The 13,015-nt window shown below is 70.8% G+C and carries 14 protein-coding genes; 2 read left to right on the plus strand and 12 right to left on the minus strand.

Annotated features, from left to right (window positions below; translation table 11 throughout):
- Positions 1-4: 4 nt before the first annotated feature.
- The 10 genes from pufL to ACFQUV_RS12560 form a co-directional block, all read right to left on the minus strand.
- Complete coding sequence (gene pufL / locus ACFQUV_RS12515; protein ID WP_111384299.1) at positions 5-829, minus strand: photosynthetic reaction center subunit L; 825 nt, start codon at positions 827-829, stop codon at positions 5-7.
- 128 nt (positions 830-957) lie between these two features.
- A complete protein-coding gene (gene pufA, locus ACFQUV_RS12520; protein ID WP_111384298.1) occupies positions 958-1,143 on the minus strand; it encodes a light-harvesting antenna LH1, alpha subunit in 186 nt (61 codons plus the stop codon).
- A gap of 12 nt (positions 1,144-1,155) precedes the next feature.
- Complete coding sequence (gene pufB / locus ACFQUV_RS12525; RefSeq protein ID WP_111384297.1) at positions 1,156-1,359, minus strand: light-harvesting antenna LH1, beta subunit; 204 nt, start codon at positions 1,357-1,359, stop codon at positions 1,156-1,158.
- A 124-nt stretch (positions 1,360-1,483) separates the two neighbouring features.
- A complete protein-coding gene (locus ACFQUV_RS12530; protein ID WP_129607467.1) occupies positions 1,484-1,711 on the minus strand; it encodes a hypothetical protein in 228 nt (75 codons plus the stop codon).
- Positions 1,712-1,816: 105 nt separating this feature from the next.
- Entirely contained in the window at positions 1,817-3,265 is a 1,449-nt protein-coding gene (bchZ, locus tag ACFQUV_RS12535; protein WP_129607469.1) for a chlorophyllide a reductase subunit Z, read from the minus strand.
- The gene (bchY, locus tag ACFQUV_RS12540; protein ID WP_244601430.1) at positions 3,265-4,923 is read right to left on the minus strand and encodes a chlorophyllide a reductase subunit Y; all 1,659 of its coding nucleotides are present in this window, start codon (positions 4,921-4,923) and stop codon (positions 3,265-3,267) included. The genes bchZ and bchY overlap by 1 nt, the downstream gene beginning before the upstream one ends.
- Before the next feature lie 22 nt (positions 4,924-4,945).
- Complete coding sequence (locus ACFQUV_RS12545; protein ID WP_207211347.1) at positions 4,946-5,938, minus strand: chlorophyllide a reductase iron protein subunit X; 993 nt, start codon at positions 5,936-5,938, stop codon at positions 4,946-4,948.
- Positions 5,935-6,876 carry a chlorophyll synthesis pathway protein BchC gene (gene bchC / locus ACFQUV_RS12550; protein WP_111384294.1) on the minus strand — a complete coding sequence of 314 codons (942 nt, stop codon included), beginning with the start codon at positions 6,874-6,876 and terminating at the stop codon, positions 5,935-5,937. The genes ACFQUV_RS12545 and bchC overlap by 4 nt, the downstream gene beginning before the upstream one ends.
- A gap of 97 nt (positions 6,877-6,973) precedes the next feature.
- Positions 6,974-8,206 carry a methyltransferase gene (locus tag ACFQUV_RS12555; RefSeq protein WP_129607471.1) on the minus strand — a complete coding sequence of 411 codons (1,233 nt, stop codon included), beginning with the start codon at positions 8,204-8,206 and terminating at the stop codon, positions 6,974-6,976.
- Positions 8,207-8,506: 300 nt separating this feature from the next.
- Positions 8,507-9,373 (minus strand): polyprenyl synthetase family protein, encoded by an 867-nt coding sequence (locus ACFQUV_RS12560; RefSeq protein WP_111384293.1) that lies wholly within the window; start codon positions 9,371-9,373, stop codon positions 8,507-8,509.
- A 130-nt stretch (positions 9,374-9,503) separates the two neighbouring features.
- Here ACFQUV_RS12560 and crtD point away from each other — a divergent pair, with 130 nt between their 5' ends.
- The gene (gene crtD, locus ACFQUV_RS12565; protein ID WP_129607473.1) at positions 9,504-11,096 is read left to right on the plus strand and encodes a 1-hydroxycarotenoid 3,4-desaturase CrtD; all 1,593 of its coding nucleotides are present in this window, start codon (positions 9,504-9,506) and stop codon (positions 11,094-11,096) included.
- Positions 11,054-11,971 (plus strand): carotenoid 1,2-hydratase, encoded by a 918-nt coding sequence (locus ACFQUV_RS12570; protein ID WP_207211348.1) that lies wholly within the window; start codon positions 11,054-11,056, stop codon positions 11,969-11,971. Before crtD ends, ACFQUV_RS12570 begins: the two co-directional genes overlap by 43 nt.
- 32 nt (positions 11,972-12,003) lie before the next feature.
- On the opposite strand, the gene ACFQUV_RS12575 is transcribed toward ACFQUV_RS12570, so the two are convergent.
- Positions 12,004-12,174, minus strand: coding sequence for a hypothetical protein (locus ACFQUV_RS12575; protein WP_155478238.1), 171 nt, complete (start codon positions 12,172-12,174; stop codon positions 12,004-12,006).
- A gap of 177 nt (positions 12,175-12,351) precedes the next feature.
- A complete protein-coding gene (bchJ, locus tag ACFQUV_RS12580; RefSeq protein ID WP_244601431.1) occupies positions 12,352-12,981 on the minus strand; it encodes a bacteriochlorophyll 4-vinyl reductase in 630 nt (209 codons plus the stop codon).
- Positions 12,982-13,015 lie beyond the last annotated feature (34 nt).

Below are 13,015 nucleotides of genomic sequence, written 5' to 3' on the forward strand. Positions count from 1 at the left end.
CCTCCTAGCGCCAGATCGGGAGGTCGAGCCACCAGCTCCACCACTCAGGCCAGCCGCGTGTCCAGAACGGGCCGCTGATGATGATGCAGACGGCGCTCCAGAACGCTGCACTGACCGCCAGGAACAGGCCGAGACGATGGATGCCGAGCGTGCCGATCGAGTAGCCGATCGTGTCCCGGAAAATCGTGTTCTCGTGTTCCGCACCCTTCACGACCTCGCCCTCCTTGGGATTGGCGGCCGAGATGATCAGGGAGCCGTGCATGGCGAGCGCGAGCGCGTTCGTGAAAAAGAACGTGATCGCGATGCAATGCGCCGGATTGTAGTGGAAGTGCAGGTACTGGTACCCGACGTTCGACACCCAGTCGAGATGACTCATGATGCCGTAGGGGAAACCGTGCCCCCAGGCGCCCATGAGCACCGGCCGGATGACGACCAAGGCGACATAAGCGAAGATGGCAAAGCTGAACGCGACCGGGATGTGATAACCCATGCCGAGCTTGCGGGCGATTTCCGCCTGGCGCAATGCCCAGGAGCAGAACGCGCCGAGCGCGCACACGGTGATGAGCTGCCACAACCCTCCTTCCTTGAGCGGAGCGAGCGCGAGCCCGTAGCTCAAGTCAGGCGGTGCGATGTTGATCTGCCAAATGTTCCAGGTCGGCCCGAGGGCCGCACCCCAAATGATGAGTGCCGTGCCGAGGAAGGTAAAGAAAACCGTCGTGACTCCGAAGAAGCCGACATAGAACGGCCCCACCCAGAAGTCGAAGAGGTCCCCGCCGATCAGCGTACCTCCACGGACGCGGTATTTTCGTTCAAAACTGAGCATGGCCATTGTTGGGATCCCCCGATCGACACCGGCCGGCAGGCTCGCGTGGTGCCTGCCTGCTCACTGCACATCGGCGGCGGACGAGCCGAGCGACGTGTCGATGGCTCGTCCGCCGACCTTGACTGGCGTTGCTGCTACCGCGCCGGCGGAAGCGGAGCATTCTGGGCCGCCGCGGCGGGCTTCGCACGCGGAGACTCGAGCCAGTTGAACCGATCGGTGCTCAGCAGGATGAAGTGGATCAGCAGAGCGAGACCGAACAGGAACGTGAAGATCGCGACGAGAGTCCGACGCGGATCGAAAAGCAGCCAAGCGCGCCACATTGTTCTTCCCTCCTACGACAGGTACGAGGCCAGGTGGCTGACCGCCACGTTCACGCCGTCGACGAGCGACGCGTTCTTCGCCCACGGGCGCCACATCCAAGCCAGGACGTGAGCGATCGCCGCCACGGAGACGAAACCGAGGAAGCTCGAAACGAAGACGCTATGGAACTCCTTCGCTTCCGCTTCTGTCAGACCGGACAGAGACTTATCAGCCATGGAGATACTCTCCGATGATTGGCCTTGCGGCCGTTACCGCGCCCATCCCGCGCGGCTCGGGAAGTCGTGGCGAGCCACGACGATCACTCGCCCGGCAGCGTCGGGCGAATCTCGGTGAAACCGCTCAGCCCATGAAGGCGAACGGAACGTATTTGCAGGCCAGCGCCCGCGCCTCGGCGACGATCGAGCGATTGGTGTCGATCGGCGGACCGATGCGGAACAGCCGCATCAGCACCCGGCGCCCGGTGGCGTCGACCAGGAAGGCCGCGAAGGCGACCGCGAAGATGAGACGAAAATCCATCGCCTCCTTGGCCCGCGGACCCGTCAGGACCTGCTCCATTCTCTCAGCCATGAGGGGACCCTCCTGTCGAACGCTCGTTCGCCGGCGCTGGCGCACGGCGCGAATGATCAGCTCTTGAAATGGTGGCGCCGGCGGCGCCGGCAGAACACAGGCGCATCATGCCGGCTCTCCCATCGCGCTGACATTGACATCGATCACACGCGCCACCGTGACACGCTCTTCTCCGGCCGCGCGGGCGCCGCGCTCGGCGGCGTCGCGCAGCCGCTTGGCGGCCGAGATGCGCACCAGCACCGGCTGCTGCTCGACCAGACGATCGAGCGCGATCTTGGCGGCGTCGTCCCACGGCAGCTCGCGATGCAGACGCGACGGTGTCGGATCGACGCGGTCGAGCGTCGAGCCGAGCGGAAGGATGTGGAACAGCGCATCGAACAGCGCGTTGCACACCTCCTGCACCAGATAGGTGGCGCCCGCGTAGCCCATGAACGGCGTGCCGGTGTGACGCCGCACGATGGCGCCGGGGAACGAGGCGGGGATGTAGGCGGCCCGCCCGCCGATCTCCGCCAGATACATGCGCTCGTTGTAGCTGCCGAACAGGACGAGCGGCGTCTGCTCGTGCACCGCCTTGCGCACCGCCGCGTTGTCGAGCTTGACGCCGGCCGCGCGGGCGAAAGCGAAGCGGCAGGGCAGCCCCATCTCCTCCTCGAGGAAATGACGGATGCCGCGCGCATAGGTCTCGGTCGCCACGATGCCGAAGCTCGCCGTGCCGAAGAAGTCCTGGGTCACCGAGCGCCACAGATCCCACAGCGGCTTGGCGGTGGTGTGCAGCTCGCGGGCGATGAACGGCTCCGGATCGAGCCCGGTGAGCTCGCCGAGCTTGCGCAGGAACTTGGTGGTCGAGTGCAGGCCGATCGGCGCTTGCAAATAGGGGCGCTCCAGCGCCTCGCACAAGAGCCGGCCGAACTCGCGATACAGGCAGACGTTCACGTCGGCGTCGGCCAGCCGCGGAATGTCGGCGAGATGGGTGCCGAGCGGGAACACCAGGTTCACCTCGGCGCCGATGCCCTCGACCAGACGGCGGATCTCGGCGAGATCGGACGGCATGTTGAAGGTACCGTAGATCGGGCCGATGATGTTGACGCGCGGCTTCTCGCCGGGCTGGCGCGGCTTGCGGTCCGGCACCTTCTTGGGGCCGTACTCGCTCCACAGCCACGCCATCGCGCGGTTGGCGCTCTGCCACTGGTCCTCGTCGATGGTGCGCGGCAGGAAGCGCTTGATGCCGGTGCCCTCGGGCGTCACGCCGCCGCCGATCATCTCGGCGATCGAGCCGGTGACCACCACGGACGGCAGATCGGGATCGAGCGTCTTGTGGGCGCGCGACATCGCCGCTTCGGTGCCGTGCTGGCCGAGCTCGGCCTCCGACAGGCCGGTGACCACCACGGGCAGCTCGTGCGGCGGCAGCGCATCGGTGTAGTGCAGCACCGCGGTGACCGGCAGGTTCTCGCAGCCCACCGGGCCGTCGATGATCACCTGAAGGCCCTTCACGGCGGTGAAGACATACACCGAGCCCCAGTAGCCGCCGGCGCGATCGTGATCGAGGAGGAGCATCAGAGCATCTCCTCCGCCTTGCGCTTCTTGGCCTGGGCGGCGAGCTGGCGCCGCATCTTCTCGCGGAACTCCGGCCGCGCCTTCGGCACGTCGTGGTGGACACCCGCGGTGTCGCCGGCGCCGACGCCGCGGAACAGCTCCGTCATGGCGTCGAAACGCGCCTTGTTGGCGATCGCGGTGTTGACCACCTGGGCGAGCGAGCCGGCCCCGGCGACGCCCATCAGGGGTCGCGCCGAGATCAGGTTGGTGAAGTAGAGCGCCGGAATGCCGCGCTCCTTGGCGTGCTGCACCACCGGCGTCGTGCCGATCGCCAGGTCGGGCGCGAAGGCGTCGACGGCGGCGATGTCCTGCTCCAGCGAGGCGCGGTACTGCACCTTGACGCCCTTCGTCTCCAGCCAGTCGCGATCGGACTCGGACCAGCGGGTGCGCGGGCAGGCGGTGCCGACATAGGGCACCTCGGCGCCGCTCTCGATCAGCAGCCGGGCGACCAGCAGCTCGGAGCCCTCGTAGCCCGAGACGGTGACGCGGCCGCGCACCGGATTGGCGGCGAGCGCCGTGCGGATCGCCGGCAGCACCTTCGCCTTGACGGCGTCGACCTTGTCGGCCGCGACCCTGCAGGCCGCCGCGATCGCGTCGAGCCAGGCGGCGGTGCCGTCGAGACCGACCGGCGCCGAGCCGACCACGGTGCGCCCAGCCGCCTCGAACTCGCGGACCGAGGCCGTGTAGAACGGATGGATCGCGGCGACCACGGCGCAGTCGAGCGCGGCATAGAGCTCACGCCACTCGCGGGTCGGCACCACCGGACCGGCGGCGAGGCCGAGCGGCTCCAGCATCATGCCGATGCCGATCGGATCGGCCGGGAACATCTCGCCGAGCAGCGTCACGGTGGGCCGCGTCGCGCGGCCCTCGCGCGGCGCCTGCACGGGCCCCTGCTCGGCCTCCGCGCGCGCATAGCCCAGCATGGCGCCGGCCAGCACGTCCTTCGCCTCCGCATGGGTCGGCACGCCGAAGCCCGGCACGTCGATGCCGATGACGCGGACCTCGTTGATGGTCTTGGGCAGCAGCTGCAACGGCACGCCCGACGCCGTCGGGACGCACAGATTGATCACCACGACGGCGTCGTGCTGGGCCGGATCGGCGAGCTTGTGGACCGCCTCGTGGATGTCCTCGAACAGCTTGCCGGTGACCAGCGTCTCGGAATTGAACGGCACATAGCCGACGGTGCGCCGCGCCCCGTAGAAGTGCGACGTGAAGGTGAGGCCGTAGACGCAGCAGGCCGAGCCCGACAGCACGGTGGCGGTGCGGCGCATGCGCAGGCCGACGCGCAGCGAGCCGAACGCCGGGCACATGCTCTGCGGCTGGTCGTGCGGCCCGACCGGATAGTCGGCGGCGTAGCGGTCGAGCGTCTCCGACTTGCCGGCGGCATCCGCCGCCTTGCGCATCTCGGCGACGCCGGCGTGGCACCCGGCCCCATCAGCGGCCGCGGCGGCCGGCACGCCGGCGCCCGCCTCGCGGGCGACCGGCGCGGCAGCACCCGGCGCATCGGCGGGCGGCAGCGACGGCGCGGCGTCCGACAGCGTCGCGACGGCGGCGGTGTCGTAGATCACCTCCGCGGTCTGCGCCGTCTCGGCTGCGGTCCTGGCTCGGCTCACCGACATGATGGTTCGCGTCTCTTCCGGTTCAGACGGTGTCGTAGATCACTTCGAGCGACGGCTTCGGCACATAGGCGCCGCCGCGCATGTCTTCCTGGGTGGCCGGCTGGAGCACCACGTCGCGGCCGACCGTGTCGCTCGAGAACAGGCCCAGCAGGGCGTCCTGGCTGAGCGGCGTCGGCCGCTGCGGCGGCGCCTCGGCGACGTTGACGGCGAGCGTCGCGAACAGCGGGCCCCACTCGCTGTCGGGTCGCCCGACGATCTGATAGGCGGCGCTCTTGCGGCGGATGTCCTCGTTGGCCGGGATCGAGGCGAGCACCGGGATGCCGGCCTTGGCGGCGAAGGCGTGCGCCTCGCCGGTGCCGTCGTCCTTGTTCACCACCATGCCGGCGACGCCGACATTACCGCCGAGCTTGCGGAAGTACTCGACCGCCGAGCAGACATTGTTGGCGACGTAGAGCGACTGAAGGTCGTTGGAGCCGACCACGATGACCTTCTGGCACATGTCACGGGCGATCGGCAGGCCGAAGCCACCGCACACCACGTCGCCCAGGAAGTCGAGCAGCACGTAGTCGAAGCCCCACTCGTGGAAGCCGAGCTTCTCCAGCGTCTCGAAGCCGTGGATGATGCCGCGCCCGCCGCAGCCGCGGCCGACCTCGGGGCCGCCGAGCTCCATGGCGAACACGCCGTCGCGCTTGAAGCAGACGTCGGAGACGGTGATCTCCTCGCCGGCGAGCTTCTTCTTCGACGAGGTCTCGATGATGGTCGGGGTGGCGCGGCCGCCGAACAGCAGCGAGGTGGTGTCGCTCTTCGGGTCGCAGCCGATCAGCAGGACGCGCTTGCCCTGCTGGGCCATCATGTAGCTGAGATTGGCGAGCGTGAAGCTCTTGCCGATCCCGCCCTTGCCGTAGATGGCGATGATCTGCGTCGGCTTGGACGCGCTCGCCGGCACCGGATCGGGCTCGATCCCGGCCTCGGCGCGCAGGCGTGCAGTCATGTCGAGCGGCAGCGAGGCGTTCATGCGTACCCTCTCCAGTCAAGGATCATCTTGAGACAGGTCGGATCGGTGAACGCGGTGCGATAGGCGCTCGGTGCGTCCTCGGCGGCACAGCGGTGGGTGATCAGCCCGTCGAGGGAGAGACGTCCCTCCTCGATCAGGCGCTTGACGGTGGCGAGATCGGCCTCGCGCCATTCGGCGGCGACGCGGATGCGCGCCTCCCGCATGAAGGCGGGCGGAAATGCGAAGGAGAGCGGCTCGCTGTAGAAGCCGGCGAGCACGATCTCGCCCTGTGGCGCGAGCCGCGCGATCAGCGTGTCGAGCAGCTTGGAGTCGCCGCTCACGTCGTAGATGGCGCGGTAGTCCTTGCGCGGGTCCTCGGCCGGATCGACCACCCGATAGCCGACAGCGCCCTGGGCGCGGCCGGCGTCGCGCTCCCACACGGTAGGCGGCTCCTCGCCCGCCAGCATGGCCAGTCGGGCGAGGAGACGACCGAGGACGCCGTGCCCGACGATGAGGTCGGGTCGCGCCCGATCGGCCCCCCACATGGCATGGCACGCCGTCGCGGCCAACGCCATGAGGACGCCTAGCTCGTTCAGGCTCCCGTCGATGGGCAGCGCCCGCGCGCCCGGGACCACGACCCGCCGCGCCGCGCCGCCGAACAGCCCGCGCACCGCGCCGAAGCAGCGCGCACCGGGCACGAACACATGCTCGCCGACCTGCCGGCCCGAGCGGCTGCCCGCGGCCGTGATCCGCCCCACCGATTCGTACCCCGGAACCAGAGGATAGCCGAGCCCTGGGAAGGGAGGCATGCGACCGGACCACAGCAAACGCTCGGTCCCGGTGCTGATGCCGCTCCAGTCGATGTCGACCACCACATCCTCGTCGCCGGGATGGGCCAGGTCGAGCCGACTGAGCACCAGACGCTCAGGCTCCTCCAGCACGACCGCAACAGTTTCCATGACCTCTCCGAGCCGTCACGCAAGGAGGCTGCACACCGACTTGGAGTGTCAGCCTACGCTTACTGCCCCCTATGTCAAGTCGTATTGTCATGTCTCCTCAGGGGCTCCCTGCCTCGGCCACAACGACTTGCAAAAGAAGAGGATTTCTCGATCGCAGGAGGCGCGGCCTGGGGAAGCCTGCGGCCTCCAGCAAAGTGTAAAGCGCGCTTGGCGTTCGGGGCCGGCCACGCCCCATCGCCAGCAGGTAGAATCCGAAATAGGCCGCACCCATGCGCTCGGCGCCGGGGGCCTCGGCCATCGGCTCGGCCACCACCAGCAGCCCCCCGGACGGCAGCGCCCGGTGGGCAGCCCGCAGCAGCGCCAGCACGGTGTCGTCGTCGTGGTCGTGCAGCACCCGGACGAGCGACACGGTGTCGGCGCCCGCCGGCAGCGGATCGACGCGGAAGTCGCCGCCATGGGCGGTCGCCCGGCCGGCCAGACCGGCGGCCTCGAAGCGCGCGGTGGCCCGCGCCGCCACCGCCGGCAGGTCGAACAGCATCAGGTTCAGGCGCGGATGACGGGCCCCGGCGGCGCACAGGAAGGCCCCCTCCCCGCCGCCGACGTCGAGCAGGCCGCGACGGCCGGCGAGCGGCGCCACCGCCAGCACCTCGTCGGCCACGAAGGCTTGGGTGGCCGCCATCAGCCGCGAATAGGCGGCGACCGCGTCGGGCGGCAGCGCGCTCGCGGCCGGATTGTCCGCATAGGCCCAGTAGCGGGCGAGCGCGGTGTCGCGGCGGTCGTCGCGGCGTAGCAGCCCCACCGGGTCGGCGAGATCGGCATAGAGCAGCGCATGGTGCTCGATCATGTCGGGCAGGCCGCCATTGCCGAGCAGCGCCGCCCCGAGCACGCCGAGGCCGAATCGGTCCCGCCCGCGGGGCTCGACCAGCCGCAGCGTCACCGCGCCGTCGAGCAGACGCCGTAGGGCGTCCTCGCCGAGGCCGGTGCGAGCCACGAGGGCGGCGACGCTCTGCGGCCCGTCGGCCAGGTGCTGGAAGAGGCGCAGCCGCACGCAGGCCAGCAAAATCTGCGAGTAGACGAAGCCGGCACAGAGGTCGAACAGCTCGCGGCTGCGCCGCCGCGCGATCGGTCGGGTCGGCGGAAAGGCGGCGGCGAGCTGCTGGAAGCGCGGCGAGGCGAGCAGGCGGTCGCGCCAGCCGAGCCAGCGATCCCGCCACGCCTCCCGCCACGGCGCCGGCTGCGCCGCGGGGTGAGACCCGGCCGTCGACGCGACGACGCCCGGCTGCGGCCGAGGGTCGGGCGGCGTGTCGGGCTCTGTGGTGGGAAGGGTCATGCCGGCCGTCACGACGATCGACCGCGATCCAGCATAGCGATCGACCCATGGGTCTCGGCGGCCGGCACCGCCGGCCGAGTTATGCCGGCACCGCCGGCCGGGTTAGGGAGACCGGCACCGCCGGCCGTGGGGTCGGCCTGTCAGGCGATAGGGTCGGCCTGTCAGGCGATAGGGTCGGCCTGTCAGGTCGACCTGACAGGCGTCGCGGTCAGGTATCCGGTCAGGCACCCATTCAGGCCCCCACCTCGGGGCCTCGCCTCACGCCGCCGGAATCACGCTGCCGGGATCAGGCCGCCCGGATCACGCTGCGACTTGGGCGAGGCGCTTGGGCACCAGCCGCTTGGCCTCGGAGAGGATCAAGGTCCGCAGGTCGCCGGCGCCCGGACAGGGCGGGATCGCCGCGATGGCGCCCTTGACCAGGCTCTCCAGCCGCCGCATGGCGCCGTCGATGCCGAGATCGCGCACGGCGCTCGGACGGCCGAGCGTGACGTCCTTGCCGACCGGCTTGCCCAGCTCGTCCTCGTCGGCGGCGGCGTCACGCAGATCGTCGGCGACCTGATAGGCGAGGCCGAGCTGCGCGCCGACCGCTCGCCAGGGCTCCGGATCGTGACCGGCGGCCGCGGCGCCCAGCATGGTGGCCGCCGAGAACAGCGCCCCGGTCTTCTGCTCGTGATACTCGACGAGATTGCAGAACGGCTCGCACTCCCACGCCTGGCCGGCCGCGATGCCGCCCGGCATGCCGACCGACTGGCCGACGATGCGCATCACATGGGGCAGCCGCTCCGGCGAGCACGGCACATAGGCGAGCTGCTCGAACGCCAGCACGATCAGGGCGTCGCCGGCCAGCACGGCGATCCGCTCGCCATAGGCGACATGGACCGACGGCTTGCCGCGGCGCAGCGCCGCATCGTCGAAGCAGGGCAGGTCGTCGTGCACCAGCGAGGCGCAGTGCAGCAGCTCGATGGAGGCCGCCGCCGCATCGGTCAGCGCCGGCTGATCGTCGCCGCAGGCCGCCGCCGCCGCCAGGCACAGGCGCGGCCGCACCCGGGCACCGCGCGGAAACACCGCGTACGACATGGCCGATGCGAGCTTCGACGGCGCGCTCGGCGTCTCCGCCCGCGCCAATGCGGCACTCAGAGCCTGCTCGATGCGTGTGCTACTGTCCATGCGTTCAGCCCTCGCTGACAGCCGAAAACCCGATCAAGGCCAAATGTAACGATCGATTGTCATGATCTACTGTCACGCAGTATAGACACCTGACCATCGAACTCAACGGTAATTCTCCGGATTGGTGAGCGTGGGGGCTGAGTCCGCCATTGTGGTCGGAGCCGGTGCCGGTGGCCTCGCCGCCGCGATCGCGCTGGCCGTCGACGGCTTCGACGTCACCGTGGTGGAGGCGGCCGAGAGCCCCGGCGGCAAGATCCGCAGCCTGCCGGTCGCCGGCCGCGCCATCGACGCGGGCCCCACCGTCTTCACCATGCGCTGGGTGTTCGAGGAGCTGCTGGCCACCGCGGGCACCAGCCTCGATCGCGAGCTGACGCTGCGGCCGCTCGACATCCTGGCCCGCCACGCCTGGAGCGAGCACGAGCGGCTGGACCTGTTCGCCGACCTCGACCGCTCGACCGCGGCGATCGGCGACTTCGCGGGCGCCGCCGAGGCGCGCCGCTTCCGCGACTTCGCGGCCCGGGCTGCCCACATCTACGCCACCCTGGAGGAGCCCTTCCTGCGCGGTCCGCGGTGCCGCACCCCGCTCGAGCTGATCCTCCGCATCGGCCTGCGGCGGATCGGCGACGCCGCGGCCATCTCGCCGTTCGCCACCCTGTGGGGGGCGCTCGGCGATCACTTTCACGATGCGCGGCTGCGCCAGCTGTTCGGCCGCTACGCCACCTATTGCGGGGCGTCGCCGTTTCTCGCTCCCGCCACCCTGATGCTGATCGCCCATGTGGAACAGCAGGGCGTGTGGGTGATCGACGGCGGCATGCGGGCGCTGGCGGCCGCGCTGGTGCGCGTCGCCGAGCGGCAGGGCGTGCGCTTCCGCTGGAGCACGCCGGTGCGGCAGGTGGTGGTGGCCGGCGGCCGCGCCGCCGGTGTCGAGCTGGCCGGCGGTGAGCGGCTCGCGGCCGATGTCGTGGTGCTCAACGCCGACGTCGCGGCGGTCGCCGACGGCAGCCTCGGGCCGGCGCTGCGGGGGGCGGCGCCCCGGATCACACCGGCGGCGCGCTCGCTGTCGGCCGTCACCTGGGCGGTGGTGGCGGCGGCCGACGGCTTCCCGCTGCATCACCACACGGTGTTCTTCTCGGCCGACTACCGGGCCGAGTTCGACCAGCTCCTGCGCGAGCGCCGCCTGCCGACCGATCCGACCGTCTATATCTGCGCCCAAGATCGCGGGCCGGATCGTGGACCCGCCTCGGAGCGAGCCGAGATCGGCCAGAACGGCCGCCGCGAGGATGACGGCTCCGGCGGACCGGAGCGGCTGCTCTGCCTCGTCAACGCGCCGGCCGACGGCGATACTGCGCCGCCCGACGCCGACGCGCTCGCGGCCTGCTGGCGCGCCGCCACCGACCGGCTGGCGCGCTGCGGCCTGACCCTGCACGGGCGGCCGGAGGACGGCGTCGTCACCACCCCCGGCGATTTTCATCGGCTCTTTCCGGGAACCGGAGGAGCCCTCTACGGAAGGGCGTCACACGGATGGACGGCATCGTTCCGACGGCCGGGGTCCCGCACCCGGATTCCGGGCCTGTATCTGGCGGGAGGCAGCACCCATCCGGGACCGGGCGTGCCGATGGCGGCGCTCTCGGGCCGGCTGGCGGCGGCGGCCGCGACGGCGGACCGCGATTCGACGAGCCGGTGGCGCCGGGCGGCTATCTCTGGTGGTATGTCGACGCGCTGAGCGACGACGGCCGCCATGGCCTCACCATCATCACCTTCGTGGGCAGCGTGTTCTCGCCCTACTACGCCTGGGCGCGCCGGCGCACGGCGGGCGGCGCCGCCGACCCGGAGGACTTCTGCTCGGTCAACATCGCCCTCTACGGCGAGGCCGGCAAGCGCTGGGCGATGACCGAGCGCGGCCGCGGCGCGCTCGCCCGCGACGCAACGCAGATCCGCATCGGCCCGAGCGGACTCGACTGGGACGGCACCACGCTGACGATCCGCATCGAGGAGACCACGGTGCCGGTCCCCTCGCGGCTGCGCGGCACCGTGCGGGTGCGGCCGACCGCCCTCACCGGCGCGAGCTTCGCGCTTGACGGCGCCGGCCTGCATGTGTGGCGGCCGCTCGCCCCCTGCTGCGACGTCGAGGCGGAGTTCAGCCGCCCCGATCTATCCTGGCGGGGCCACGGCTATCTCGACTCGAACCACGGCGAGACGCCGGTGGAGAGCGCCTTCGTGTGCTGGGACTGGTCACGCGCCGCGCTGCCCGACGGCGCCGCCGTGCTCTACCACGCGACCCGGCGCGGACCGGACGGCGATGTCGGCCTGGCATTGCGCTTCGACCGCGCCGGCACGGTGTCGCACTTCGAGGCGCCGAAGCGCATCGTGCTCCCGGACACGCTGTGGCGGGTGCCGCGCGAGACTCGGGGCGACGCGACCGCCGAAATGACGCTCGCCTCGACCTTCGAGGACACGCCGTTCTATGCCCGCTCGATGCTGACCGGCACGCTGCTCGGGCAACCGGCCTCGGCGGTCCACGAGAGCCTGTCGCTCGACCGCTTCGCGGCCCCGTGGGTGCAGGCGATGCTGCCGTTCCGGATGCCGCGGCGGCGGTGAGGCCGGCGTCATGACGCCGCGGCATCCACGCTTCAGCGATCCGGTGCGCCGGGGCTGCCGGCCGAGTGGTCGGAGAACGACCGCTTGATCGCCTCGCGGTTGCTGCGCCGGCGCGAGAAGGCGACGAACTGCATCACCGCGAAGGCGAAGAAGGCCCCGAGCGTCATCAGGGCGAGCGAGGGAATGAAGGTTTCCCAGGTCATGGCGTCCTCGTGTCTGTCGGTTGGAGAGCGCCGCGGGGGCATGTCGTCACTGTCGATGTGAAACGACATGCAGGCCCACGCGACCCGGCGCAGCGCGCCATTGTCAAGCTAACGCGACAGGCGGAGGATCGATCCCTGGGGTCTCGGAAGCGTGTGGCGGCTCGCCGGTCGGCGGCCTCAGCGCCAACGAATCTCGAACCGGCAAGCGGAGGCGCCGGCGGCCTGGCAGGCCGTCTCGGTCACCGTCGCGGCGCGATGCACGAGGGTGCGGAACAGGTGCTGGAAGGTGGCGCCGTAATAGTCGCACAGCGGCGCCGCCGCCTCGGTCGCGGCGCCCCGGCAGATCGGGCAGCCGGCGATCTCGAAGCGCACCGGATGGCCGAGCGTGTAGGAGAACACGCCGCTGCCGGCGAACGTCCAGGCGTGCTGGCCGATGGCGCCGAGCAGGATGCGGGCGGCGAGCCGGGCGGGCAGGATCTTCAGGATCGGCTGCACCGGCTTCGGGATGCGGTTGGCGAGCAGATAGTCGGCGGTGAGCCGTCCGGCCACCGCCGCGACCTCGCGGGCGCGGGCGATGCCGAGCGCGTCGCGCACCACCGTGTGGATCGCCACCACGTCGCGCTCGTCCACCATGTGGTCGGGCGCGCGGGTGAGATGGTGGGCGAGCCTGGCCGCCGCGAACAGCCGCGCCGTCTCGCCGTCGCCGACCGCGGCGTCGAGGGCCTCGATCATCCGGATGATGGCGTTCGGGCCGATGCGGGCGACGGCGTCGCCGGCCGCGGCGGCGTGATCGCGGCTCGGTGCCACGGGTGAAAGAGGCTCGACAGCACTCGTCACGGTG

It is taken from the genome of Rhodoplanes sp. P11 (assembly GCF_964266735.1).
In the GTDB taxonomy this organism is placed as follows: Bacteria; Pseudomonadota; Alphaproteobacteria; order Rhizobiales; family Xanthobacteraceae; genus Rhodoplanes; species Rhodoplanes serenus.

Coding starts and splice junctions, on each gene's coding strand:
- ACFQUV_RS12545 (WP_207211347.1), bottom strand. CDS start 5,938: ATGAACGCCTCGCTGCCGCTCGACATGACTGCACGCCTGCGCGCCGAG.
- bchZ (WP_129607469.1), bottom strand. CDS start 3,265: ATGCTCCTCCTCGATCACGATCGCGCCGGCGGCTACTGGGGCTCGGTG.
- ACFQUV_RS12555 (WP_129607471.1), bottom strand. CDS start 8,206: ATGACCCTTCCCACCACAGAGCCCGACACGCCGCCCGACCCTCGGCCG.
- ACFQUV_RS12530 (WP_129607467.1), bottom strand. CDS start 1,711: ATGGCTGAGAGAATGGAGCAGGTCCTGACGGGTCCGCGGGCCAAGGAG.
- ACFQUV_RS12560 (WP_111384293.1), bottom strand. CDS start 9,373: ATGGACAGTAGCACACGCATCGAGCAGGCTCTGAGTGCCGCATTGGCG.
- bchC (WP_111384294.1), bottom strand. CDS start 6,876: ATGGAAACTGTTGCGGTCGTGCTGGAGGAGCCTGAGCGTCTGGTGCTC.
- pufA (WP_111384298.1), bottom strand. CDS start 1,143: ATGTGGCGCGCTTGGCTGCTTTTCGATCCGCGTCGGACTCTCGTCGCG.
- bchY (WP_244601430.1), bottom strand. CDS start 4,923: ATGTCGGTGAGCCGAGCCAGGACCGCAGCCGAGACGGCGCAGACCGCG.
- pufL (WP_111384299.1), bottom strand. CDS start 829: ATGGCCATGCTCAGTTTTGAACGAAAATACCGCGTCCGTGGAGGTACG.
- pufB (WP_111384297.1), bottom strand. CDS start 1,359: ATGGCTGATAAGTCTCTGTCCGGTCTGACAGAAGCGGAAGCGAAGGAG.
- ACFQUV_RS12575 (WP_155478238.1), bottom strand. CDS start 12,174: ATGACCTGGGAAACCTTCATTCCCTCGCTCGCCCTGATGACGCTCGGG.